Raw genomic sequence first — 23,894 nt, 5'->3', positions numbered from 1 at the left:
TTCTTTCGCGGCGCATAGCGCGCGTTGAATGTATAATTTGGATATATAATATTATTAAATATAGATTTTTATCGAATCTTAGGAGGTTCTCTGCATGGAACGCCGCAGCGGCAAAGAGTTACGCGAACTGTTTTTGAATTTTTTTGAAGAGAAGGGCTGCAAAAGGTATCACAGCTTTTCACTGGTGCCCGACGACCCCACTCTTCTTTTTACGATAGCTGGGATGGTGCCCTTCAAGCAGTATTTCTTGGGCCTGAAGACGCCTGAAGTGACTCGCGCTACCACGGCGCAGAAGTGCGTGCGCACAAACGACATAGAAAATGTCGGACGCACCGCCCGCCACCACACCTTTTTTGAGATGCTCGGAAATTTCAGCTTCGGAGATTACTTCAAGCCCGAGATAATCCCGTGGGCCTGGGAATTTCTGACGGAGCGTGTCGGCCTCGACCCCAACAGGCTCTACGCCACAGTCTATCTCGACGACGACGAGGCGTGGAACATCTGGCATGAAAAAGTAGGACTGCCCGAGGATCACATCTTCCGCCTTGGCGCCGACGACAATTTCTGGGCGGCCGGCCCAGTCGGCCCCTGCGGCCCCTGTTCTGAGATAATCTACGACCAGGGCGAGCAGTATTCATGCGGGAAACCCACCTGCACGGTAGGCTGCGACTGCGACCGCTATCTGGAGATCTGGAACCTCGTCTTTATGCAGTACAACCGCGACGAGGCGGGCAACCTCACGCCGCTTCCAAATAAAAATATAGACACGGGCATGGGGCTTGAACGCCTCGCCTCCGTCGTCCAGCGCGTGCCGAATGACTTTGAGACGGACCTCTTCCGCCCGATAATGGACAAGGCCTGCGCTCTGGTGCACGTCAAATACGGCGAGGACCCCAAAAAAGACATGGCCGTCAAGGTCATATCCGACCATATCCGCGCAGCCGCCTTCATGATAGCGGACGGAATACTGCCGACGAACGATGGCACAGGCTACGTGCTTCGCCGCCTCATCCGCCGTTGCGTGCGATACGGAAGGCTGCTTGGCATCAGCGAGCCGTTCCTTACGCAGCTTCTTCCCGTCGTCCGCGATTCCATCGGAGACGAATATTCCGAGCTGAACGAGCAAAGCTCCGCGATAGAGCAGGTGCTGAGCACGGAAGAGGAGCGTTTCTCGCGCACTCTGTCACAGGGAAGCGACCTGATGGATTCAGAAATCTCAAAACTTGAAGCAGCAAAAGACAACAAACTGCCCGGAAACGTCGCCTTCGTCCTTTATGACACCTTCGGCTTCCCGCTGGAGCTGACGGAAGAGATGTGCGAAGAACGCGGCATCACCGTCGACACGGAGGGCTTCAAAGCCGCGATGGAGGAGCAGCGCGACCGCGCACGCGCAGCTAGCAAGCAGACGAGCAGCGTAATTTCAAAGAACGTATATACGGAGCTTGCCGACAAAATTGCGCCAAGCCCCTTCTGCGGATATGACAAGACAAAATCTGACGCGGTCGTATCGGCTGTGATAGTGGACGGAGCGCTTGTGGAGTCCGCGCCCGCCGGAAGCTGCGCCGACGTCGTGCTCTCAGTGACGCCGTTTTACGGCGAAAAGGGCGGCCAGGTGGGAGACACGGGCTTTATAACGGCGCCCGGCATGAGCTTTGAGGTGACGGACACCGTATATCCTGTGGCCGACCTCATCGTACACCGCGGCAAAGTGACGGCGGGCGTCATAAAGACGGCTGATGCAGTCACCGCTATGATCAACGAGGATCGCCGCGCCGACATACAGCGTCACCACACCTCGACGCACCTTCTGCACGAAGCGCTTGCGCGCGTGCTGGGCAAACACGTCCGTCAGGCCGGCTCTATCGTGACGCCGACATTTTTACGCTTTGACTTCAACCACTTCGCGCCCGTGACGCTTGACGAGCTGCGCGAGGCTGAGCGTATAGTCTACGCCGAGATATTGAAAAACAAGCCGGTGACAACTACGGTGATGTCTCTTGAAGAGGCGAAGAAGAGCGGCGCCCGCGCCCTCTTTGATGAAAAGTACGGCGACGAGGTGCGCGTGCTCGACGTGGAGGACTTCTCAACGGAGCTTTGCGGCGGCACGCACGTAAAACGCACCGGCGACATAGGCATGGTGAAGATAGTCAAAGAAGAGGGCATCGGCTCCGGCATACGCCGCATCACGGCCGTGGCCGGCACGCCGGCTCTGCCGCTCTTCCAGGGCTTCGGCGGCACGATAATGGCGCTGATGAACGTACTCGGCGAGGACGTCGAAACGCTGCAGACGCGCGTAGAATCTATGCTTGACGAGAAAAAGGTGCTTGAACGCAAAAACCGCGAGCTTCAGGTCAAATCGGCTATGTCAGACATCGAAGACAGCGTGAAGCCGATAGCCAACATAGACGGCGTCGACCTCATCCTGGAAAAATTCGACGACATCACGCCGGACCTTCTGCGCCAGATAGGCGACAGGATACGCCAGAAGTATCCTCAGGCTATTATGCTGCTTGCCGGCATAGGCGAGGAGAAAAACGTCGCACTTACGGCGATGGCCTCGCCTGAACTTGCAAAAAAGGGCGCGCACGCAGGGCTGATGCTTAAGGCGGTGGCGGCCGAGATGGGCGGCAAGGGCGGCGGAAGCCCGACGCTTGCTCAGGGCGGAGCGCGCGGCATGGACAAGCTCGACGCGGCCTTTGCGAAAGCTCCTGAAATTTTCAAAGAGCTTATGTCTAAAGGAAAGTAATGCAGAGGATAATCGCACTAGACATAGGAACTGTAAGAATAGGCGTTGCGGTCAGCGACCCTCTGGGCTTTTTCGCCCAGGGAGTCGCTGTGCTGAACGCACGCGAAGACTGGCTGCTTGAACTGTCGAAGATAACGGCGCAGTACGAAAACCCTAAGATACTTATCGGGCTGCCTAGGCGCACGGACGGCAGCGAAGGGCCAGAAGCCGTTCGTATGCGCGAGACCGCGGAAAAAATAAAAGAATATTTCCCGGAACTTGAAACGGAGTTCTGGGACGAGCGCTTCACCACGACGATAGCTCAACAGGCGCTTCTTGAGGCCGACGTCTCACGCGCGGGGCGCAAAACAAAGGTGGATAAAATAGCCGCGACGCTTCTGCTTCAAAGCTATCTGGACAGAGGAAGGAATTAAAAAGTATTTTGGAACTGCCGGCCGGAACTAAAATGACTCCCATGCTGGAGCAATATGTGCATTGGAAGGATAAATATCCCGACTGTCTGCTCTTCTTTAGAATGGGCGACTTCTACGAGATGTTCTTCGAGGATGCGAAGACCGCCTCCGCGGTGCTGGACATCACGCTCACATCGCGCTCAAAGGACGCGGAAAACGCGATACCGATGGCGGGCGTCCCGTTCCACTCTGTAGATTCATATCTGGGCAGGCTCGTAGCCGCGGGCTACCGCATAGCGATATGCGAGCAGATGACGGAACCGGACGGCAGGACACTCGTTGAGCGCGGCGTAAACAGAATAGTGACGCCCGGCACGTGGCTGCCGGAAAATTCCGACGGAGACGCAAAGATAGCCTCCTGCCTCTTCGACGGCAAGAATATCTCCATAGCGCTGCTTGCAGCATCTTCCGGGCTGCTCAGAGCCGGCTCCTTCACGCTTGAAGGCGGCCTTTCCATCGTCTCCGCGTTCAACCCAAGCGAGGTGCTTGTACGGCGCGGACAGCGCGATTTATTTATAAAAAACTGCCCGATTCACGAAAACTGTAACATAGTAGAGCGCGACGCGGCGGATTACTCCGTGCCGCAGGCCGCTAGCTGGCTTTGCCGCAAATGGAAGATAGCCTCTCTTGACGCAATGGGGCTGGGAGACTACGACCCTGCTGCGGGAGCCGCTGCCGTTGCGCTAAAGTATCTGGAAGAAACGCAGTTTTCCACTGCGACGCACATTTCCTCGCTCACGCCCATCCTCCCAAAAGAAAATCTAATACTGGACCAGAACACGCAGACCAACCTCGAACTTACGGACGGCGGCTCAACGTCGCTCTTCTGGGCGCTCAACAAATGCAAAACGGTCATGGGGCGCAGGATGCTCAAAGACTGGATAGTTTCGCCGCTTCAAGACCTTGACGCCATCTTTGCGCGTCAAGATATGATTGAGGGCCTCATGGCGGAGACCATGCTTCGCGCGGAGCTTTCGGAGCTGCTTTCAGGCTGCCGTGACATGGGAAAGGCGCTTTCGCGCCTCACGCTCGGAATGGGCGCGCCGGGCGACGTGAAGGCTGTCGCAGATACGTTGACGCTGATTCCCGCGATAAAAAAACTTACCTCGCGCTGTGCGCCGATGGCCGGCATAGAACCGAAATGCGATACAAGGGCGCTTTCCGCTCTGCTTTCGTCGGCCGTAGCCGAGGCTGTGCCGCGCTTTGCGCGCGACGGCGGCGTTATCCGCAACGGATACGACGCCGCGCTTGACGAATGGCGCTCAAAGGCGCGCAATTCGTCGCGGTGGCTCTCTTCGTTTGAAGAGTCGGAGCGCGCGCGGACGGGGATAAAAGCACTTAAAGCCGGAGTAAACAAAGTTTTCGGCTATTATATAGAAATACCGAAGGGAAGCGCCGACCGCGCGCCTTTGGATTACATCCGCAAACAGACGCTGGTCAACGCAGAGCGTTTTATAACGGACGAGCTGAAAAATTTCGAGCGCGAGATGTTCAGCGCCGAAAGCGAGATGCTCGCCATTGAGCAAAGAATATATGACGGCCTCGTGCAGGAGATAATCGCAGCCTCTTACGCGGTGCAGGAGGCGGCCACTTTTACGGCGACGCTAGATACGCTGCTTTCCCTGGCCCAGACCGCAAGTGAACGCGGCTACGTGCGGCCTTCGATGGACATGAGCAAAGACTTTGTAATAAAGAACGCGCGGCACCCGGTGGTAGAGCGCACGCTTGGAAAAAATCCCTTCACGCCGAACGACTTCGACTTCAGTGATGAAAACGGACGGCGCATCGCGATAATAACGGGGCCGAACATGGCTGGAAAGTCCACCTATCTCAGAATGGCGGCGCTGATTGCGGTCATGGCCCATATAGGCTCCTTCGTGCCGGCGGAATCGGCGCGCATCGGGCTGATAGACCGCGTATTCACGAGGATAGGCGCGCGCGACGAACTGGCGCGCGGACAGAGCACCTTTATGGTCGAGATGGTGGAGACGGCGAACATCCTGCGCCACGCGACGGACAGAAGCCTTGTGATACTTGACGAGGTCGGGCGCGGCACATCGACCTATGACGGCCTCAGCATCGCGTGGTCCGTCGTCGAGTTTTTGCAGGGGCAGGAATCTGCGAAGCCGCGCGTTTTGTTCGCTACGCACTATCATGAGCTTACGCAGCTCGCAGAGCTGCTTTCGGGCGTCGTCAACCTCAGTATGGGGGTGGACGAAAGCTCGGGCGGCATAGTCTTTTTGCACAAAATAGTCGAGGCGCCCTCTGACCGCTCCTACGGCATTGAGGTGGCGCGCCTCGCGGGGGTCCCCTCCGCTGTGCTGAAACGCTCTCAGGAGCTTCTTGCCGAGCTTGAAGAAAGAGGCGCCGAAAAAAAAGAGGATATGAAAAAGGTGGGGCAGAACCAACTGACGTTCTTTGACGTGCGTCAGGAGGCCATACTTGAGGAGCTTGCCGCCTGCGACCCTAACAATATGACGCCCCTTTCGGCGCTTGAAATGGTATCGCGCCTGCGGGCCGACAGCAGAAAGGTGCTTGATTTCAAATGATAAAGAGACTCGCGCCCGACATCTCCACACGGATAGCGGCGGGCGAGGTGATAGAACGTCCCTCGTCGGTCGCTAAGGAGCTTATAGAAAACTCCATCGACGCCGGCGCCTCCACTATCGCCATAATGACGGAGGCTGGCGGAAAAAGCTCCTTCGTAATAGAGGACGACGGCTGCGGCATAGCGTTTGACGAGCTGCCGCTTGCCATAGAACGTTACGCGACAAGCAAGATAAGCAGCATAGACGACCTTGAAAATATCACCACGCTCGGGTACAGGGGCGAGGCGCTCGCAAGCGTAGCCGCCGTCTCGCGCATGGAGATACGCAGCAAGACGCATCAGTCGGAAACTGGCGGCCTCATTCGGTGCGACGCGGGAGAAATAACGCTGCACACCGACACCCCGGCAAAGCCGGGCACACGGATACAGATAGACGATCTTTTCTTCAACCTGCCGGCGCGCCGGAAATTTTTGAAGACCTCGTCGGCGGAGCTGCGCCGCATCGTGCAGATTGTCAACGACTACGCGCTGATGCACCCGGAGATAACCTTCCGGCTCTACGAAAACACAAAAAAAATACTTGAATATAACACGCTTGCCTCTACCTCTGAGGCTCTTCTTCGCCGATGGGGCAAGCAGACGAAAATATACGCGTCGTCGTCGCAAAACGGCGCGCTTGCCGCGCGGGTGTGGTGGAACCCTCTTCCAGATTCACGCCGCGTTTTGGTAATGCTTTTTGTAAACGGCAGACGTGTGCAGGACGCGGCTGTTAAGGCGGCGATATGCGCGGCGGATGCCGCGGCCTACGGCGAGTGGATGGTGACGATCGAGCTGCCGCCGCAGGATGTGGACGTAAACATCCACCCGACGAAAGAGGAGATACGCTTTCGCAGGGGGCAGGACATTTTCAGGATAATCTACGAAAACGCAAAATCCGTCTGCTCGCAGCGTCATTCATTCGGCGCACCTCCTTCGCTTTCACCGGACGGCTTGACGCACCAGGCATTTGACGCGCCGCTTTCGGCGCCCGCTCCGCGGAACTTTGAAAATGGTGCGCTCTGCAACCCAAACGCGTGGAGCTTGACAAGCAAGCCGAAATACGAGCCGATGCCGCAGCGCGCCTCCTCCCCAGTGCAGAACATATTTTTCCCGGCGGAGGCACAGACTGACGAAAACGGCATGATTTTACCGGAACAAAACAACGAAACTGCCCAGGAAAAACATTACATAGGCCAGAGCGCGGACGGATTTCTTATATTCGACTTCCCTGAGGCGCTTGCAATAATGGACCCGCATGCGGCGCACGAGAGGATACTCTTTGAAGAGATATGTGAAAGCTTCAAGGGCAGCGTCGCGGTGCAGTGGCTCACTCTGCCGATGGACATACCGGAGGGCGTAGCCGCCGACGCCGCGCTCTACGAAAACGAACTGAAGGCGCTCGGCTTTCGCACGGAGGCCAAAAAGGTGACGGCTGTCCCGGCGCTTAAAGGCAAAGGGCATCTTTCACCTATAGATATGCTGCGCTCCGCCCTGCGCGGGATAGAGACAGAAAGCGACCCGGCGAAGCGCGACCGTGAGGTGTGGTGGCGCATGGCGCGCCTTGCCTGCCGCGACGCCGTGAAGCTTGGCAGACGCTTTGAGCCGGAGGAGGCACGCGCGCTGCTTGAACGCCTTGAACGCTGCGAGTCGCCGTACACCTGCCCGCACGGACGGCCTACGGTCTTCATCATTGAAAACAAAAAACTATTTGAATGGTTTGAGAGATAGATGCAGGAAGAAAAAAAACAAGAAAAAATTCCGGTCATAGCAATAATCGGGCCTACAGCGGTCGGAAAGACTGAGTTCAGCCTCTCGCTTGCGAAGGAGCTGAACGCCGAGGTCATCTCCGTCGATTCGCGTCAGGTCTACCGTTATCTTGACGTAGGCACGGACAAAGTCTCGCGCGAGGTGCGCCGCGAGGTCGTCCATCATCTGATAGACGTGGCCGACCCGGATCAAATATTCTCCGCGGCGGACTTCGCGCAGGAGGCTGCCGCTGCCGCTGCGCGCATAATAAAACGTGGACGCGCGCCGCTTTTTATCGGCGGCACTCCGTTTTACTACAGAGCGCTTGAAGGGATGCTTTCGGACGAACTGCCGAAGGACGACGCGGTGCGGGCGGCGCTTGAAGAAGAGATAAAAGAACGCGGCCTCTCCGCGCTCCACAACGAACTTGCTGCGGCCGACCCAGAGGCCGGCGCTCGTATACATCAGAACGACCCTGTGCGCACCATGCGCGCGCTTGAGATATACAGGATAACGGGGCGCGGCGTCACATGGCACTACGAACATCAGCGCAGGATCGAATCCCCGTTTTCCTTTTTCTATATAGGGCTCACGCGGCTGCGCGCGAACCTTTTTACAAACATAGAACGACGCGTAAAGGAGCAGTTCGCAAGCGGCTACCCGGAAGAGGTAAAATGGCTGCTCGACAACGGCTACTCGCCTGAGCTGCCGGCGCTCCAGGGTTTCGGCTACCGTGAGCTGGTCTGGTATCTCGCAGGCAAGTGCAGCTTCGCGCAGGCCATTGAGGGAGACATACGCTCGACAAAGGCCTTCTCGCGCCGTCAGATGACGTGGTTCCAGCATTTTACGCCGGCGCGCTGGTTTGACTTCGATCAAATATCACGGACGGAGGCGCTGCGCTGCGCCGTTCCTCTTTGCAAAAATTTCCTTGACGGCGGCCGCGCGCTATGAAGATAATCATCGCCGACCCTACGGGGCTGTGCTTCGGAGTGAAGCGCGCCATCACCACGCTTGAAGAGGAATTGAAAACGCAGGCTCACGTATACGCGCTGGGAAGCCCTATACACAATCCGCAGGAGATAAAAAGGCTCGAAGCGCTGGGTCTTGTCGTCGTCGACAGCCCCGAAGAGGCGCCGCACGGCGCCACTTGTTTTGTTCGCGCGCACGGAGTTACGCCCGAAGTTTTTGAGGTTTTGCGCGCGAGAAGCAAAAGAATAGTCGACGGGACATGTCCTTTCGTAAAAACAGCGCAGGAAAGAGCAAAAAAACTTTCCCAAGATGGCTATATCGTGATAATATTAGGAGACGCGACGCATCCCGAGGTCAAGGCAATCATGGGATACGTTTCGGGCGAGGTGCATGTGCTAGCCGACCCGTCGGAGATACCAGCCGACGTCTACGGCAAGAGATGCGGCATTTTGAGCCAGACTACGCAGAGAGTCGAAACGTTTTCTGCGTTAGTTGGTGGATTTGCCGCTGTATCTCCAGAGATAAAGGTATATAATACTATCTGTAGGGCTACGCTCGCCCGTCAGCAGTCTGTATGCAGACTTGCGGAAGAGGCGGACGGCATAATAGTTCTGGGCGGCAAAAACAGCGCCAATACAAGAAAACTGGCAGAGATAGCCTTCGGTTCCGGAGTGCCGACTTTGTGGATAGAACATTCAGGAGAACTTGAGAGGAGCTGGTTGGAAAAAAAGAGCACAATAGGAATAGCCGCAGGCGGAAGCACGCCTGACTGGCTGATAAAAGAACTGATCCAAAAATTAAAGATGATGTAAGCAGGAGGATGTTGGGTATGGTTGACGAGCTTCATACAGAAGACGGCATTGAAACACCGGAAACACAGGAAAAAGAAGAAACAATGGAAGAAATGATGCAGCAGTACGACGTGATGGGTGATTTCCATCGCGGCAAGGTAGTAGACGGTACTGTTGTTGACGCGCGCGAGGACGGCTGGCTTGTGGACGTAGGCTACAAGTGCGAAGGTTTCCTTCCCCGCAAGGAATGGACTCACAGAGTCCTCGTTGAAGAGACTCCCGAACCGCAGAACGGCGACAAGGTGAGAGTGCAGGTCACGAACATCAATCAGGGCGAGGATGCACAGCTCAGTCTTTCGCGCTGGCGCTGCGAGTTTGACGATCGCTGGAACAGGCTCGAAGAAGAGTCTGAGAAAAACGAAATGGTCAACGTCAAGGGTATCCGTAAGGTAAAGGGCGGCCTCATCGTAAGCTGCTGCGGCATCGAAGGATTCATCCCCATTTCGCATCTGACCCAGGAGGGACATGGCGTAAACCCCGGAAAACTCCTCGATCAGGAATTCCCCGTCAAACTTATCGAAAAGGACCGCAGAAAGCGCCGTCTGGTCTTTTCACGCCGCAGCCTCATCGAAGAGGAGCTTCAGGGCGTGCGCCAGACCTTCTACGATGAAGTCCACGAAGGAGACACTCTCGAAGGCGACGTCAGCAGCATCACTTCATTCGGTGTGTTCGTCAACCTCGGAGCAATGGAAGGCCTTGTACATATCAGCGAACTTTCCTGGCAGCGCAACGCGAAGGCCAAGGATATCGTAGCCAAGGGCGACCACGTCAAGGTTAGGGTCATCGGCATCGACAAAGAGAACAACAGAATCTCTCTCTCGATCCGTCAGACGCTTGACGATCCGTGGACGACCGTGACAGAGCGCTGGACGACCGGCAAGCTCACAGACGGTACAGTCACGAACCTGACAGAATTCGGAGCTTTTGTTGAAATAGAGCCCGGCGTAGAAGGCCTCATCCACATAGGCGACCTCAGCTGGACGCGCATCAAGCACCCGAAGGAAGTTCTTAAAAAGGGCCAGAAGGTCGAAGTTTCGATTATCGAAGTCGACACAGACCGCAAGCGCATCAGCCTCGGATACAAGCAGCTCAACGATCCGTGGAAGGATGCCGCCGAAAAGTACCTCAAAGATATGGAAGTTCCCGTAAAGGTAGTGAGACTTGCCGACTTCGGAGCTTTTGTAGAGCTTGAAGAGGGCGTAGAAGGCCTCATCCATATCTCCCAGCTCTCAACTCAGAGAGTCGAGAACCCCAAAGAGGTGCTTCAGGAGGGTCAGGAAGTCACAGCCCGCGTACTCGAAGTGAACCCCACAGAGCGCCGCATCCGTCTCTCACTGCGCCCCGCGCATGAAGAGCACGCAAAACGCGCGCCCCGTGAAGAGGGAGCTCCCGCAGCAAGCGCGCCGCGCGAACAGCGTGAGCCCCGCGAGCAGCGTCAGCCCCAGCAGAATCAGGGCGACAGACGCGAAGAGCGTCCGCGCCGCCGCCGTCCCGACGGCGACCGCAGAGGCCGCGAGACCTCAAACAGCCAGCTCCCGCAGGAAGAGATGAATTTCTCGATAGGCGACCTCCTCAAGCATCAGGAGAAGGAAGAGGCTGAATAGGCTCTGACCGCAAATAAATAAACAGACGCGCCCCTCCGCTCATTTTATGTTGAGCGGAGGGGCGTTTTACGTTACAATATCCACACAGGATAGTATATGTTTTATGACAGGAGGTCCAATATGGCCCTTAGACAAATATGCGTTTACCCCGATCCCGTCCTTCGGGAAGAGACGCGGGAGATAAAGGTTTTCGACGAAGAATTAAAAACGCTGGTCGCCGACATGTGGGAGACGATGTACGCAAGCGACGGCCTTGGGCTTGCCGCGCCACAGGTGGGCGAGGCAAAAAAAGTTATAGTGATCGACTATAACGGAGAAAAGTTCGTGCTCGTAAACCCAGAGATAACAAACGAAGAAGGCTCCGTGCGCAGAGAAGAAGGATGCCTCAGCTTTCCAGGGATATTTGAAAAGGTAGATTCGCCTGAAAAACTAAACGTCCGCTATTACGATGAAAACGGAAAACTCTTCCTAAAAGAGCTTGACGGTTTTCTCGCCTGCGTCTTTCATCACGAGATAGACCACTTAAACGGGCGTTTGCTCATAGACCGGGTATCTCCGCTGAAGCGTCAGTTCCTCAAAAAAAGGATCGCTAAAAAGGCGGCGGAGAGATAATGCAAAACGAGCTTTCCGTAGGCTTCATGGGTTCTGGACGGTTTGCCGCGCGCTGCCTCGAACTGCTGTCGGGCGGGCTGCGCCCTTCATGGGTCGTCACAAACGCGCCAAAACCGTCAGGACGGGGCCTCAAGCTCCAAAATACCCCAGTATGGGATACGGCGCTTGCGCTTGGGCTTCCAACCTTTACGACGGAGAGGCTATCGCGCGACGACGAGCGCATAGAGTGGATAAAGGCGGCGCGCCCCGACGTCATACTCGTCATAGACTTCGGCCACCTAGTCAAAGAGCCGCTGCTTTCGCTCCCGCGCTACGGCTGCATAAACATCCATCCGTCAAAGCTGCCGCAATACCGCGGCTCCGCTCCAATACAGCGCGCTTTGATGGACGGAGTGACGGAAAGCGCGGTCTCTATATTCAGGCTCGACGCCGGCATGGACTCCGGCCCGATATTGGCGCAGCCTCCGCTTGTGATAGAGGCGTCGGACGACGTGAACAGCCTCTTTGAAAAGGCGGCCGCCTCTGGCACTGAGGCGCTTTTATCGCTGCTGTGCGGCACGCCTCCAGAAAGCTGGCGCTTCACTGAGCAGGACGAAACAAAGGCTACCTGCGCGCCGAAGATAGATAAAAACGAGGGCCGGATAGACTGGAACGCAACAGCCTTCGAGATAGTCAATAAAATAAGGGGAATAGGGACAGCGCCCGGCGTCTTCTGTATGGCGCGCGGCAAAAGGCTTCGCGTACACAAAGCGGAGGCCGTACCAGCCGCAGCGCTTGCGTGCGGCGCGCTGCGAATCACGGAAAACGGCCCTGTCGTCGGATGCAAAGAGGGCGCGCTTCTTTTGAAGGAGGTGCAGCCGGAGGGCAAAAAAACGCAGCCAGCCTCAGACTGGGCGCGCGGCGCACGGCTTGCAGAGGGCGAAGCAATAGAATAGGAGGCTTTCGCGGTGGAGCAAAATGATCTGAGAAACATCATCCGTTCAGAAAACAAATACAACGGCCGCATCCTGGACCTCAGGATAGACACCGTAAAGTTCCCGTCAGGCTCCGAAAAGATACGCGAGGTGGTGCTCCATAAATCCGCCGTTGCGATGCTGCCGGTAAACGAGCGCGGGGAGATCATTTTTGTAAGACAATACCGCCACGCCATCGACGAAGATATATACGAGATACCGGCGGGCCTCGTAGAGCCGGGAGAAGACGCGGAAGAGACGGCGGTCCGTGAACTTCAGGAGGAGATCGGCTACAGACCGGGCCGCATTGAAAGGGTCGCGGAATTTTACACCTCGCCCGGCTACTGCACGGAGATGATAACGCTCTTCTACGCGACGCAGCTTGAAAGCTCCAAGCTCCAGGAGGACGACGACGAATATATAAAGGTCTGCCGTTTCACGACCGGCGAGGTAAGGCAGCTCATCGCGGACAATAAAATAATCGACGGAAAGACCCTCATGGCCTATTACTGGTATATGGCCGAAAAGTTCGGGAAATGAACCGTTCAGACCAGATAGAACTTGAAAAAATATTAGGGCGCTTTTCAGACTACATAAGGCTGGAACGCGGATGCAGCGAGAACACAAAAAGAGCCTACGCCTCGGATCTCGCTATATGGCTTGAATACTGTAAATCCGGGTGCCGCGACCCACTTGACATAAACGCCGACGCCGTGTCGCGTTTTCTGCTCGTTCAGCAAAGCTGCGGCAAAAAAAAGAGCACAGTGCAGCGAATGGGCGCGGTAATGCGCTCGTTTGCAAAGTTTTTGCAGTTTGACGGAGTGACCGACAACCTACCTAGGCTTGCACCGCTTTCCTCAAAAGAGGAAAAACTGCCCCAAATTTTAAGTGAAGGCGAGATACAGAGGATATTGAACGCCTGCGAGGACGGGACCGCGTTAGGCAAGCGTGACCGCGCCTTTATAGAACTCGCGTACGCTGCCGGAATGCGCGCCTCCGAGCTTTGCAGTATAAAATTAAGGGACCTCGACGCGGAAAGCGGGATACTGTATGCGCGCGGCAAAGGCGATAAGGACCGCACCATACCCTTTGTTGGAGCCATCTGCCGCATCATAAAAGAATATATCGGCGAGTACAGGCCAAAACTTGACAAACACTCCGCCGAGTGGCTTTTTCTTTCACGAAACGGACGCCAGCTGCACCGTGAATCTCTGTGGATAATAATGCACAAGCGCGGCGCAATGGCGAAGGTCGAACGCAAACGGCTCCACCCTCACGTCCTGCGCCACACCTTCGCAACGCATCTTTTGCGAGGCGGCATGGACCAGCGCACGCTTCAGGAGATACTTGGACACAACTCTATACTGACGACGGAAAAATATACTCATCTAGACACGGAACTGCGCGACTGTTACGATAAATATCACCCGCGCGCCCACTAAGGAGATGCTGCAATGTACTATTGGGACAAAGTAAACGAAGCCGCCGCATACATCAGAAAAAGAACTGAAATAACGCCCAAGGCCGCGCTCATTCTCGGCTCCGGGCTTGGCCGTATCGCGGAGCAGATAGAACGCCCGGAGGTAATACCATACGAGGAGATCCCCTATTGGCCGCGTTCAACCGCTCCAGGGCACGAGGGCAGGCTGATTTTCGGCTGGTTCCGCGGAGTTCCCGTGGCCGTCATGCAGGGCCGCGTGCATTACTACGAAGGCTACACGATGCCGGAGGTGACCTTTCCCGTCCGTGTGCTCGGCGAGCTGGGCATCAAGTGCCTCGTCGTCACAAACGCCTCGGGAGGCATAAACCTTGAGATACCGCCCGGCACTGTAGTCGCAATAACCGACCACATCAATTACATGGGCACGAACCCGCTGATAGGCGTCAACAACGACCACTGGGGCGTTCGCTTTCCCGACATGGGCTCTGCCTACGATAAAGACTACACAAAGCGCGTCAAAGATATAGCCGTAAAAGAAAATATCGCGTTAAAAGAGGGCGTCTACATAGCCTTCAGCGGGCCGTCGTTTGAGACTCCGGCGGAAATCAAAATGGCGCGCACGCTGGGCGCCGATATTGTCGGCATGTCCACAGTGCCGGAGGTGATAACGGCCGCGCACATGGGCATCAAAGTGTTGGGGCTCTCCTGCGCCGCAAACTACGCAGCCGGCATCACAGACCAAAAATTGACGCATCAGGACGTGCTTCAGGTAATGTCCGCATCAGCGGGCGAACTTTCGCGCCTCATAGAGCGCTTTTTTGAGGAGGTAACGCTGTGAGTTTTTCGATGATAGATTTTATTGAAAAAAAACGCGACAAAGGAGGCCACGGGCCGCTGGAATTCCATGCGCTGATAACGGGCCTCATGGATAAAACAATACCGTCGTATCAGCTTGCAGCCTGGCTCATGGCCGTATACTTCAACGGCCTCGACGACAACGAGATAATGGCGCTGACGCAGGAACTTGCGGCCTCCGGCGTCACCTACAAATTTCCAGCCGAACACAGCGTCGTAGACAAACACAGCACAGGCGGCGTAGGCGACAAAACCTCCCTCGTGCTCATTCCCCTTGCCGCCGCGTGCGGCGCCTCAATCTCAAAATTATCAGGCCCCGGCCTTGGCTTCACCGGAGGCACCGTTGACAAGCTTGAAGCGATACCAGGCATGAGGATGCACCTTACAAACGAAGAATTTTTATCGCAGATGGGGAAAATAGGATGCGCCATCTCAGGCCATTCACCGAAACTGGCTCCAGCAGAGGGAATATTCTACACGCTGCGGGACGTCACCGGAACAGTCCCGTCAAACGCGCTCATCACTACGAGCATCGTCAGCAAGAAACTAGCCGGAGGCGCCTCTTCCTTCGTATTTGACGTAAAATGCGGCAACGGCGCCTTTGAAAAAGATTACGATCACGCGCGCGAGCTTGCGGAGATGCTCGTCTCCACCTCAAAAAAACTGGGCAAAAGATGTTCCGCCCTCATCACCGACATGGAACAGCCGCTCGGCGAATGGGTTGGAAACGCTATGGAAGTCTATGAATCAATAGAAGTGCTGAACGGCCGCGGGCCTTCCGACACAAGGGAACTCTGCCTGTCGCTCTGCGGACAGATGCTTTGCCTTTCAAAAATAGCGCCGACCCCCGAAGAGGGCGTACAACTCGCCGAACGCGCCATAGCCGACGGCTCCGCGCTGGAGAAATTCGCGCAGCTCATTTCCGAGCAGGGCGGCGACGCAAATGTGACGAAAAGACCGCTGGAACTGCTGCCAAAGGCTGAAAAAGTCTTCAAAATAACAGCCGCAAGCGACGGCTTCATCACAAAAATGGACGCGCTCTCCATAGGCGAAGCGCTACGCGCGCTTGGCGGAGGACGCCAGAAGATGGATGATAAGATAGACCCAGCCGTGGCGATACGCGTTAACAAGAAAATCGGCGATAAAGTATCCGCGGGCGAGGCTGTACTGGAAATCTACTACAATTCCGACGAAAAACTAAAGCTCTGCATGGAGTACCTCAGCAACTGCTGGGAGACCGGTGAAAAACAGAGCAAACGCACATTGATCATGGGCCGCGTGCTTTGATTTTTTGCTAAAAATTGTTCAAATGCTCATTGCGGTAAGGCCGTCTTTCTGCTAAACTTTACCGCGTTGCATTCGGAGGTGAGTTTCAGCTGGTGCTGGGCCCGGACTTCAAATCCGGTGGAGGTGGGTAACGCCCGTCTCGGTAGGTTCGATTCCTACACGCCTCCGCCACTTATTCTTTTATGTTCTTTTACATTCTCTCAAATTTCACTGATGCTGATCCACTCGGATATGACTGTTTCAGCTCGCGTTATCTTTTTACTCTTGATCTATTTCTGCAATCAGCTCAATAATATTGGTAAAATCTATTGCGTTTTGCTTGGTAATTACAGGGCGGCCGGACTTTGCCTCTATCTCTTTTCTCGCGTTTCCCGCCACCTGCCCGCCTTGGCGTGCGACAGTGGCATTTTCATCGAACGTTTCCGGCTTCACGGTCTTTGATATCTCAGTCGTCGTTGCTTCGGCGAGCATATTCAGCACAAGCTCTAGGTCGCTCATGTTGTCGCGAAGATTCTCTTTCTTGAGTCCTTTAAGGCTTTTATATTGCCGTGTCGTCATCCCAGTCCACGCCTTCGTTATTTCGTCGGTGAGTATGGCGTATTCCATGCCCCTCGTAACACCGCGTGTATCCCATTCAGCCGTGAGGTCGTTTCTGATGCGTATCGAAAGCAGCCGCTGATGAATCCATTCTTTTGTGTAACCTTTTTTAAGATACGTTTCAAAGGCGCGGTCGATTGCCAGCTCAGGGTCCGCCGTTTCTTCGATACGCTCCGCGCCGACGCGCGCGAGCCACAGCTTGAAGGGTTCTGCCTTGGGGGAGGGTATTGATTGAATCAGGCGGAGTATACCACGTGTATCTGCGGCCTGCACTTTTCTTCGTTTTCCGTCAGCTGCGATCATCTCAACTGGGGTACAAATTGTACCCCAGTTGCCATTAAGCTCCGAATCTCGGCTGCGCATCTTTTTGATATATTGCTTAGGATCTGCGCTGTCGGTCAACGCTTCAACGACATCCACAACGGAAAAATACCACTCTTCCTCAGCCTCTACCCAGACGGAACGTATCTTTTTATTTTCAAACAAAGCTATTTTATTTGACATTAAGCGCCGCCCCCAAAAGAAAGAAAAATGATGTAACGTCAATAATATTAACTATGATTATAGCGAATGTCGATCCTGTAGTTTCAAATCATCGTCCATGCAGAAGATCTCGCGCCTCATGACGACTCTGGCGCAGCGCGTTCAGGCGGAGGCGCTGCTTCGTTAAATAGTTGCCGTCTGTATGTAGTTACGCAAAAATTATTCCGTTCTTTCTTCTTTGCGCCATAGCATACGATTGTCTTCAAAGTAGAAGGCAAGTTTGCCGATTTTATGAAGGTATGCGAGGTAGGAACGGACGGTGCTCCCTACCAGCACGTACTGGTTTGCGTCCATAGACAGGCCGTAATGCGCAAAGACCTCTTTTAAAATTTCTTCAAAGCCGCGCGGTCTTTCGCATATATCGCATATAAGAGCGGCTATCTCTAAAATTTTGGCGCGGTTTGCCGCGATGAGCGGCGCAATGTTTTCTGTAGGTTCGGCGTGCGACGGAACGAAAATTTTAGCCTCGAGCGTCTCAAGCATATCAAGAGTTTCAAGGAAGGCCGCGGCGTCATAGATGAAAAATATATGGTATTTATTTATTATATCTTCGCTGAACAGGCAGTCGGCAAGAAAACAGACTCCGTCGTCGGTTTTGATACCGATCATATCGAAATAATGTCCGGGCAGTTTTATTGTTTCAAGGCCGCCAGGTAGGTTCTCCTCAATATTTTTCGTATCTTCCGTAGGTTTGGCCATGAGAAATTTATTTTGCAGCTCGTCTATGGGATAGCCGCCCCACAGGAAAGAGGCCTCCATCATGGTGTTTTTAGCAAAGACGTTTTCAATCTCCGTAGAGAGCACGCAACAGTCGGTGCGGCTTTGTATGAACTGGTTGCCGCCTATATGGTCGGCGTTTGAGTGCGTATTGATGATATATTTTACCGTCCAGCCGGACTCAGTAACCTTTCTTAAAATCTTGCGCGCGGCCTCTTTGTCGTTGCCGGAATCTATTAGGCAGACGCTATTATCGTCGAGTCTGTACAGCCCTACGTTTGCGGGATTTTTTATATACCAGCTTTTTTCGGTCAATTGGATAAGTTCGTACATTTTTTACACCCCAATCAATAAAAATAAGAACTCTTAGATTAAGTATCATTCTCAATTATATGTTATGATTATCTATTGTAAAGGCGGGGATACGATGTTCATTACCCTTGAGGGCATTGACGGCTGCGGCAAATCTACACAGGCAAAGATGCTTTATGAGCTTTTCGCGCATAAAGGAGCGCTCCTAACGCGGGAACCGGGCGGTTGGGACGGCGCCGCGGCGTTGCGCGAGCTTGTGCTGGAGAAAGGGCTCAAGCATCCGTGGAGCGAGCTTTTCCTGTTTTTGCTGGATCGCGCGGAGCACTGCGCCAGGCTCATTGAGCCGGCGCTTGCGCAGGGACGCCCCGTAATATGCGAGCGCTACCAGGATTCGACCATTGCTTATCAGTGCTGGGGAAGAGGCATGGAGCTTGCACGCGTGCTCGACATTTCGTCGACGCTTGCGCTGCCCGCGCCGGACTGCACGGTCTATTTTAAGATAGAGCCTGAACTTGCGCTGTCGCGTGTAAATAAAAGAGGAAGGCCCGACGCCTTTGAAAAAGAGGGCCTTGCCTTCATGAAAAAAATAGACGCGGGCTACGCCGCTCTTGCCGCGAAGGAGCCTGACCGGTGGCTCGTCATCGACTGCCGCGAAGACGGGCCGGATGAAATTTTTAAAAGGCTCAAAGGGGCGCTTTGTGAAAGGGGCCTGCTGGCTTGACGCCTGAGGCGATGCAGCTTATTGAGGCCGCAAAAGGCTGGCGCGAGCTTTGCGACGCGGCGCGCTCCTCACGGCTGCCGCAGTCGGTTGGGGTGATCATCCCCTCCGTCATGCAGGAATGTTTTACCGAGGCATACGGACGGCTCATCCTTGGCGACAGCAGCCTGTGGAACGGCTGTGAGCATCCCGACCTCATCTGCGCCGGTTCGCAGCAGGCGCCTCCTTCGATAGACGAGTGCCGGAGGCTTCAGGGGGAGCTTGCGCTGCATCCTGTGGCTTCGGAAAAACGCCTCGCCGTCATTTGGATGGCGGATAAATTATCTATAGAGGCTTCAAACTGCCTTTTGAAAATTACAGAGGAGCCGCCGGCTCACGGCAGCGTCCTCTTCATGTCGGAGGAGGATTCTCTCATTCCGACGATAAAAAGCCGCGTCTGGTCGGTGCATATAGACCTTCCTGCGGATGTGACGGAGCCTCGCCCAGTGCCGCAAAGCGCGGCTGAATGGGCAAAGTGGATGGACGCGGGAAGAAAGCCTACTCCCGAGCTTCTCTATCTGGAGATGCAGGGATGGATAAGGCACCTCGCCGACCATAAAGATTACGAAAGGGCTGCGGCTCTTGATTCGTTTATTCGCGTTATGCAGCAGCGCAGATTATCTGTCGCTGTAATAGAAGATTTGGTGTTTGCCCTATTCAAGGAGGAAGTTTCGGATGAACAAATACTTGGCAATTTATGGTAAGCCGCGATATATCGGGCTTGTCGAGTATGACGGAGATATAAAAAAAGGTTCCAGCATAATCGTAGAGTCGGTGCGCGGAGAAGAGCTGGCCGTAGTTGTAGGTCAGGTGGACACGCGTCAGGAGACGGAATACAGGCTCCTGCGCAACGCCTCGGAACATGGGGACGGAATGGTTAAAAATTCGGAGCCGGTGGTGACGGACCTCGCTTTTATCTCCTTTGCGACAGACGAAGATTCAAAGATGGCCGACGACTACCGCGACGAAGAGAAGGATATACTGCTTGAGGCCAAGAAGATATTAAAGCCGCACAATCTTGACATGAAGCTGATAGACGTTGAGTTCCTGCGCGCGAAGCGCAAGCTCTTCTTCTATTTTTCGTCGGAACAGCGCGTTGATTTCCGCGCCTACGTAAGGGACCTCGCGCGTGAATTTAAAACGCGCATAGAGCTGCGTCAGGTCGGAGTGCGCGACGAGGCAAAAATCATAAAGGGAGTAGGCCCCTGCGGACAGCCGTGCTGCTGCAGCTACTGGCTCAATCAGTTCGCGCCCATCTGCATAAAGATGGTGAAGGAACAGAACCTTGCGCTCAACCCAGCTAAAATATCCGGTATCTGCGGAAGGCTCATGTGCTGCATGTGCTACGAATACGAGGTCTATCACGAGGCGTGGGAAGGCTTCCCTAACCCCGGTTCAAAGATAAAAACTCCAACGGGAAACGTCATCGTATCCGGCATAGAACTGCCCACAAAGAGTCTGCGCTGCTATATACCGGGCAAAGGCGAGGTAATTGTGCCAAAGGACAGGTTTGAAGAGTTCAAAGCGACGATGACAAGCGGCGGAGAATGGATAGTTCCGGAAGAGGCCGTCGAAGAACAGGGCCTCAAAATGGACGACATCTTCCCGAAGTGTATGCAGCGGACGCCTGGCGACGGAAGAAAATGCTGCTGCGAGGCGAAGCAGGCGCAGTCGGAAGAAAAGGGCGCAAAGAATAACGACGCGCCGCGCCAAAACCAACGCCGCGAGGACGGCCGCGACCATCAGCAGAAAAAGCGCAGGAAGCACACGGGCAAGCACGAACACCGCGACGGAGCGCAGGCTCAGACACAGACGCAGGCGGCCGAAGCGCAGCCTCCGCGTCAAAAACAGCAGCAGCAGCCCGCACAGGAGGAGAACCGGCCGCCGAAGGAAACTAAAAACGCGCCGGAGAAGCAAAAGCGTACCTTCCAGCGAAGAAGAAAACCGAGCCAGCAGAAACCGGCGGCGGCAACGGAAGCATAAAGAACGGAGGCGCAGGGGATGGGCATATTTAAAAGTTTTGCAGAAAAGCTTAAAAATACCGGAAATAAATGGACTCAGAGCGTCTCAAACCTTTTTTCAGACGACCCTGTGACGGATGATTTCTGGGATGAGCTAGAGGAGAACCTAATACTCGGCGACGTAGGCATCGACACCTCGGAATCGCTCATCACAGAGCTGAAACAGGTCCTCATAGACCGCAGGATAACCAAAAAGCAGGAGCTTCGCTCTGCCTTTGCGGAGCTGCTCATATCGCGCCTTGAAGCCGTCCCCGGGATGGGCAAGCCGCTTTCGCTGGCAAACAAACCGTCCGTCGTCATCATGATAGGCGTAAACGGCAGCGGCAAAACGACCACCTCTGGCAAACTTGCCTCGCAGCTCAAAGCAGAAGGCAGACGTGTCATTCTTGCGGCGGCCGACACATTCAGAGCGGCCGCTATAGAACAGCTCAAAGCCTGGGGGGAACGCGCAGGAGTTCGCGTCATAGCGCAGTCTCAGGACAGCGATCCCGCGGCGGTGGTCTTTGATTCCATCATGGCGGCAAAGGCATCAGACGCGGATGTGATAATAGCGGACACGGCGGGACGCCTGCACACGAAATCGAACCTCATGGAGGAACTTTCAAAGGTGACGCGCGTTATAAAGCGCGAGATACCGGAAGGCCCGGCGGAGGTTCTTATAGTGCTTGACGCTGTAACGGGACAGAACGGCTTCATCCAGGCGGAGACCTTCAGCAAAATAATGCCGATAACGGGCGTCGTCCTCACGAAATTCGACAACACCTCAAAAGGCGGCATCGTCATCGCCATTGCGGACAAGCTCAAAATGCCGATACGGTATGTCGGCCTCGGCGAAGGCATCGACGACCTTCAGCTCTTCGAGCCGCGCACCTTTGTAGAAACGCTGCTTGGCGCGCCGTCGGGAGAAAATAAATAAAATGCAGCAAGAGTGTGAAGCAAAGCATCCGCGAGACCCGCTGGTCAAAAAGATTCTCGCGCTGCTTGTCCCTCACGACGCTCCAGATATATGTCAAAACGCAATGGAGCTGCTAAAGGCGCGATGGGGGAGCCCTGAGCGTGTGAGCCGCCCCTTTGCATTTGACTGGACAAATTATTACGAAAATATCTCTCCAAAGCTCGATAGAATATTTTTCTCATACCCTGGCTTTACCCTATGTCAAAACTGCCCGATTGGAAAATCGAAAGTTGTGAGATAGAAAAACTTACAGGAGAAAGCCGCCGCGTAAACCTGGACCCTGGCACGGTGGACGGAGCGCGGCTTTTACTCGCCTCAACGAAGGGACAGGCGCACAGAGTTTATCTGCGCCGCGGCATCTTCTGCGAAGTGACGCTATGCCGAAGAAAAGGACGCTGGGAGAGCTTTTTTTACACCTTCCCGGATTTCAAAAGCGGCGTGTACGACGATTGGCTCGAGCTGGTCCGCGAGGACTGGAAAAAAGAGGCGCAGCTGGCCCGCTGAGGCTTTTGCGCCGCATCGTCATATCATTTGAAAATGAAAATATTTTGCAATATGGAGGCCTATAGATGATACCGCGTTATGAGACACAGGAAATAAAAAAGATATGGACAGACGAGAACCGTTTTGGAAGATGGCTTGACGTCGAGCTTGCCGCGACTCAGGCATGGAATGAAAAAGGCGTCGTGCCCGACGAAGATTTCAAGAACATCAGGGACAAGGCCGGGTTCACGGTGCAGCGCATCCACGAGATAGAAGAGGTGACTCAGCACGACGTCATAGCCTTCGTATCAAGCGTGGCAGAGACGATAGGCGAGTCGGGCCGCTTCGTCCACCTGGGACTTACGAGCAGCGACGTTATCGACACCGCCTCCTCCCTGCTTCTTGGTGAAAGCCTCGACGTCGTTCTCTGCGAGCTGAAAAAGCTCCACAAGCTTCTTGGCGAAATGGCCGTCAAATACAAAAAGACGCCGTGCCCCGGACGGACGCACGGCATCCACGCCGAACCCACGACCTTCGGCCTCAAGCTGCTGAACCACTACGCGGAGCTAGGACGCGACATCGAACGCCTGACTCGCACAAAGGCCGAGATGATGGTCGGCAAGCTTTCCGGCGCAGTCGGCACTTACGCGAACTGCCCGCCGGACGTTGAGGCGAGAGTCTGCGAACTGCTGGGCCTTTCTGTCGACCCTGTATCAACTCAGGTAATCCAGCGCGACAGACACGCGCGCGTCGTGACAGACCTTGCCGTCTGCGGAGGGACTCTGGAACGCACGGCGCTTGAGATACGCCACCTTCAGCGCACGGAGGTGCTTGAAGCGCTTGAGCCGTTCAAAAAGGGACAAAAAGGCTCCTCCGCGATGCCCCATAAAAAGAACCCCATCCTCTGCGAGAGAGTCTGCGGGATGTCCCGCCTTCTTCGCGGATACGCGGTGCCCGCGCTTGAAGACATCGCGCTTTGGCACGAGCGCGACATCAGCCACTCATCGGTTGAACGCGTCATGTGGCCGGACGTCTTTCACCTTGCGCACTACATGACTAAAATCATGATAAAGGTGATGGGTGGCCTCGTCGTCAACGAAGATAAAATGCTTGAAGACATCGACATCACGAAAGGGCTGCTTTTCTCCGGCCGCGTGCTCATCGAACTCGTAGAGCGCGAGGGCGTCAGCCGCGAGGATGCTTACGCTATCGCGCAAAGCAACGCGATGCGCTGCTGGGATGAAAAGAAGCCGCTGCTCGATCTTTTGAAATCGGACGCAAGAATCACAAAAATGTCCTCTTCCGAGCTGGAATCTTTATTTGATTTGGGGTATTATCTTAAACATATCGACGAGGTATTCGCACGCTTTCCCGAACTGAAAGCCTCTGCCGCCTCAAAATAAAAA

At 54.8% G+C, this 23,894-nt stretch carries 20 protein-coding genes, 1 tRNA gene and 1 pseudogene; 20 read left to right on the top strand and 2 right to left on the bottom strand.

Features of this window, described 5'->3' with window-relative positions:
- Window positions 1-94 precede the first annotated feature (94 nt).
- The 14 genes from alaS (at window position 95) to RRY12_00455 (ending at window position 16,274) form a co-directional block, all read left to right on the top strand.
- Window positions 95-2,746, top strand: a complete 2,652-nt coding sequence (gene alaS, locus RRY12_00520) for an alanine--tRNA ligase (GenBank protein MEG2183152.1) — start codon at window positions 95-97, stop codon at window positions 2,744-2,746.
- Complete coding sequence (gene ruvX / locus RRY12_00515) at window positions 2,746-3,159, top strand: Holliday junction resolvase RuvX (protein MEG2183151.1); 414 nt, start codon at window positions 2,746-2,748, stop codon at window positions 3,157-3,159. Before alaS ends, ruvX begins: the two co-directional genes overlap by 1 nt.
- A gap of 32 nt (window positions 3,160-3,191) precedes the next feature.
- Entirely contained in the window at window positions 3,192-5,747 is a 2,556-nt protein-coding gene (mutS, locus tag RRY12_00510; protein ID MEG2183150.1) for a DNA mismatch repair protein MutS, read from the top strand.
- Window positions 5,744-7,513, top strand: coding sequence for a DNA mismatch repair endonuclease MutL (gene mutL / locus RRY12_00505; GenBank protein ID MEG2183149.1), 1,770 nt, complete (start codon window positions 5,744-5,746; stop codon window positions 7,511-7,513). Before mutS ends, mutL begins: the two co-directional genes overlap by 4 nt.
- Entirely contained in the window at window positions 7,514-8,482 is a 969-nt protein-coding gene (miaA, locus tag RRY12_00500; protein MEG2183148.1) for a tRNA (adenosine(37)-N6)-dimethylallyltransferase MiaA, read from the top strand.
- A complete protein-coding gene (gene ispH / locus RRY12_00495) occupies window positions 8,479-9,312 on the top strand; it encodes a 4-hydroxy-3-methylbut-2-enyl diphosphate reductase (GenBank protein MEG2183147.1) in 834 nt (277 codons plus the stop codon). The genes miaA and ispH overlap by 4 nt, the downstream gene beginning before the upstream one ends.
- A gap of 17 nt (window positions 9,313-9,329) precedes the next feature.
- The gene (locus RRY12_00490; GenBank protein ID MEG2183146.1) at window positions 9,330-10,955 is read left to right on the top strand and encodes a S1 RNA-binding domain-containing protein; all 1,626 of its coding nucleotides are present in this window, start codon (window positions 9,330-9,332) and stop codon (window positions 10,953-10,955) included.
- A 120-nt stretch (window positions 10,956-11,075) separates the two neighbouring features.
- Window positions 11,076-11,567: a peptide deformylase gene (def, locus tag RRY12_00485; GenBank protein MEG2183145.1), complete on the top strand. Its 492-nt coding sequence runs from the start codon at window positions 11,076-11,078 to the stop codon at window positions 11,565-11,567.
- Complete coding sequence (gene fmt, locus RRY12_00480) at window positions 11,567-12,502, top strand: methionyl-tRNA formyltransferase (GenBank protein MEG2183144.1); 936 nt, start codon at window positions 11,567-11,569, stop codon at window positions 12,500-12,502. Before def ends, fmt begins: the two co-directional genes overlap by 1 nt.
- 12 nt (window positions 12,503-12,514) lie before the next feature.
- Window positions 12,515-13,060, top strand: coding sequence for an NUDIX hydrolase (locus RRY12_00475; protein ID MEG2183143.1), 546 nt, complete (start codon window positions 12,515-12,517; stop codon window positions 13,058-13,060).
- Window positions 13,057-13,962: a tyrosine-type recombinase/integrase gene (locus tag RRY12_00470; GenBank protein ID MEG2183142.1), complete on the top strand. Its 906-nt coding sequence runs from the start codon at window positions 13,057-13,059 to the stop codon at window positions 13,960-13,962. Before RRY12_00475 ends, RRY12_00470 begins: the two co-directional genes overlap by 4 nt.
- Before the next feature lie 12 nt (window positions 13,963-13,974).
- Window positions 13,975-14,799, top strand: coding sequence for a purine-nucleoside phosphorylase (locus tag RRY12_00465; GenBank protein MEG2183141.1), 825 nt, complete (start codon window positions 13,975-13,977; stop codon window positions 14,797-14,799).
- A complete protein-coding gene (locus RRY12_00460) occupies window positions 14,796-16,103 on the top strand; it encodes a thymidine phosphorylase (GenBank protein MEG2183140.1) in 1,308 nt (435 codons plus the stop codon). Before RRY12_00465 ends, RRY12_00460 begins: the two co-directional genes overlap by 4 nt.
- Before the next feature lie 74 nt (window positions 16,104-16,177).
- Window positions 16,178-16,274 (top strand) — tRNA-Sec (locus RRY12_00455).
- 87 nt (window positions 16,275-16,361) lie between these two features.
- Here RRY12_00455 and RRY12_00450 read toward each other — a convergent pair.
- The gene (locus tag RRY12_00450) at window positions 16,362-17,204 is read right to left on the bottom strand and encodes a Bro-N domain-containing protein (protein MEG2183139.1); all 843 of its coding nucleotides are present in this window, start codon (window positions 17,202-17,204) and stop codon (window positions 16,362-16,364) included.
- Between the two features lie 198 nt (window positions 17,205-17,402).
- Entirely contained in the window at window positions 17,403-18,293 is an 891-nt protein-coding gene (locus tag RRY12_00445) for an MBL fold metallo-hydrolase (protein MEG2183138.1), read from the bottom strand.
- A gap of 94 nt (window positions 18,294-18,387) precedes the next feature.
- Here RRY12_00445 and tmk point away from each other — a divergent pair, with 94 nt between their 5' ends.
- The 6 genes and pseudogenes from tmk to purB all read left to right on the top strand — a co-directional run bounded on the left by tmk (window position 18,388) and on the right by purB (window position 23,891).
- The gene (gene tmk / locus RRY12_00440) at window positions 18,388-18,993 is read left to right on the top strand and encodes a dTMP kinase (protein MEG2183137.1); all 606 of its coding nucleotides are present in this window, start codon (window positions 18,388-18,390) and stop codon (window positions 18,991-18,993) included.
- A complete protein-coding gene (locus tag RRY12_00435) occupies window positions 18,990-19,733 on the top strand; it encodes a hypothetical protein (GenBank protein ID MEG2183136.1) in 744 nt (247 codons plus the stop codon). Before tmk ends, RRY12_00435 begins: the two co-directional genes overlap by 4 nt.
- Window positions 19,705-21,012 (top strand): regulatory iron-sulfur-containing complex subunit RicT, encoded by a 1,308-nt coding sequence (gene ricT, locus RRY12_00430; GenBank protein MEG2183135.1) that lies wholly within the window; start codon window positions 19,705-19,707, stop codon window positions 21,010-21,012. The genes RRY12_00435 and ricT overlap by 29 nt, the downstream gene beginning before the upstream one ends.
- Before the next feature lie 18 nt (window positions 21,013-21,030).
- Entirely contained in the window at window positions 21,031-21,966 is a 936-nt protein-coding gene (gene ftsY / locus RRY12_00425) for a signal recognition particle-docking protein FtsY (protein MEG2183134.1), read from the top strand.
- A 1-nt stretch (window position 21,967) separates the two neighbouring features.
- Window positions 21,968-22,509 (top strand): annotated as a pseudogene (locus RRY12_00420) (DUF4416 family protein).
- Between the two features lie 65 nt (window positions 22,510-22,574).
- Entirely contained in the window at window positions 22,575-23,891 is a 1,317-nt protein-coding gene (gene purB / locus RRY12_00415) for an adenylosuccinate lyase (protein ID MEG2183133.1), read from the top strand.
- The last annotated feature ends 3 nt before the right edge of the window (window positions 23,892-23,894 follow it).

Source organism: Cloacibacillus sp. (assembly GCA_036655895.1).
Taxonomy (GTDB): domain Bacteria; phylum Synergistota; class Synergistia; order Synergistales; family Synergistaceae; genus JAVVPF01.
The sequence above is the reverse complement of the archived record's forward strand: the minus strand, read 5'-3'. Positions and strand labels throughout refer to the sequence as shown.

Excerpts from the sequence above, each read along its gene's own strand:
- RRY12_00490 (MEG2183146.1), top strand. The coding sequence starts at position 9,330 with ATGGTTGACGAGCTTCATACAGAAGACGGCATTGAAACACCGGAAACA.
- ftsY (MEG2183134.1), top strand. The coding sequence starts at position 21,031 with ATGGGCATATTTAAAAGTTTTGCAGAAAAGCTTAAAAATACCGGAAAT.
- ricT (MEG2183135.1), top strand. The coding sequence starts at position 19,705 with ATGAACAAATACTTGGCAATTTATGGTAAGCCGCGATATATCGGGCTT.
- ruvX (MEG2183151.1), top strand. The coding sequence starts at position 2,746 with ATGCAGAGGATAATCGCACTAGACATAGGAACTGTAAGAATAGGCGTT.
- mutL (MEG2183149.1), top strand. The coding sequence starts at position 5,744 with ATGATAAAGAGACTCGCGCCCGACATCTCCACACGGATAGCGGCGGGC.
- miaA (MEG2183148.1), top strand. The coding sequence starts at position 7,514 with ATGCAGGAAGAAAAAAAACAAGAAAAAATTCCGGTCATAGCAATAATC.
- alaS (MEG2183152.1), top strand. The coding sequence starts at position 95 with ATGGAACGCCGCAGCGGCAAAGAGTTACGCGAACTGTTTTTGAATTTT.
- RRY12_00470 (MEG2183142.1), top strand. The coding sequence starts at position 13,057 with ATGAACCGTTCAGACCAGATAGAACTTGAAAAAATATTAGGGCGCTTT.
- RRY12_00445 (MEG2183138.1), bottom strand. The coding sequence starts at position 18,293 with ATGTACGAACTTATCCAATTGACCGAAAAAAGCTGGTATATAAAAAAT.
- purB (MEG2183133.1), top strand. The coding sequence starts at position 22,575 with ATGATACCGCGTTATGAGACACAGGAAATAAAAAAGATATGGACAGAC.
- RRY12_00450 (MEG2183139.1), bottom strand. The coding sequence starts at position 17,204 with ATGTCAAATAAAATAGCTTTGTTTGAAAATAAAAAGATACGTTCCGTC.
- RRY12_00465 (MEG2183141.1), top strand. The coding sequence starts at position 13,975 with ATGTACTATTGGGACAAAGTAAACGAAGCCGCCGCATACATCAGAAAA.
- tmk (MEG2183137.1), top strand. The coding sequence starts at position 18,388 with ATGTTCATTACCCTTGAGGGCATTGACGGCTGCGGCAAATCTACACAG.
- fmt (MEG2183144.1), top strand. The coding sequence starts at position 11,567 with ATGCAAAACGAGCTTTCCGTAGGCTTCATGGGTTCTGGACGGTTTGCC.
- mutS (MEG2183150.1), top strand. The coding sequence starts at position 3,192 with ATGACTCCCATGCTGGAGCAATATGTGCATTGGAAGGATAAATATCCC.
- def (MEG2183145.1), top strand. The coding sequence starts at position 11,076 with ATGGCCCTTAGACAAATATGCGTTTACCCCGATCCCGTCCTTCGGGAA.
- ispH (MEG2183147.1), top strand. The coding sequence starts at position 8,479 with ATGAAGATAATCATCGCCGACCCTACGGGGCTGTGCTTCGGAGTGAAG.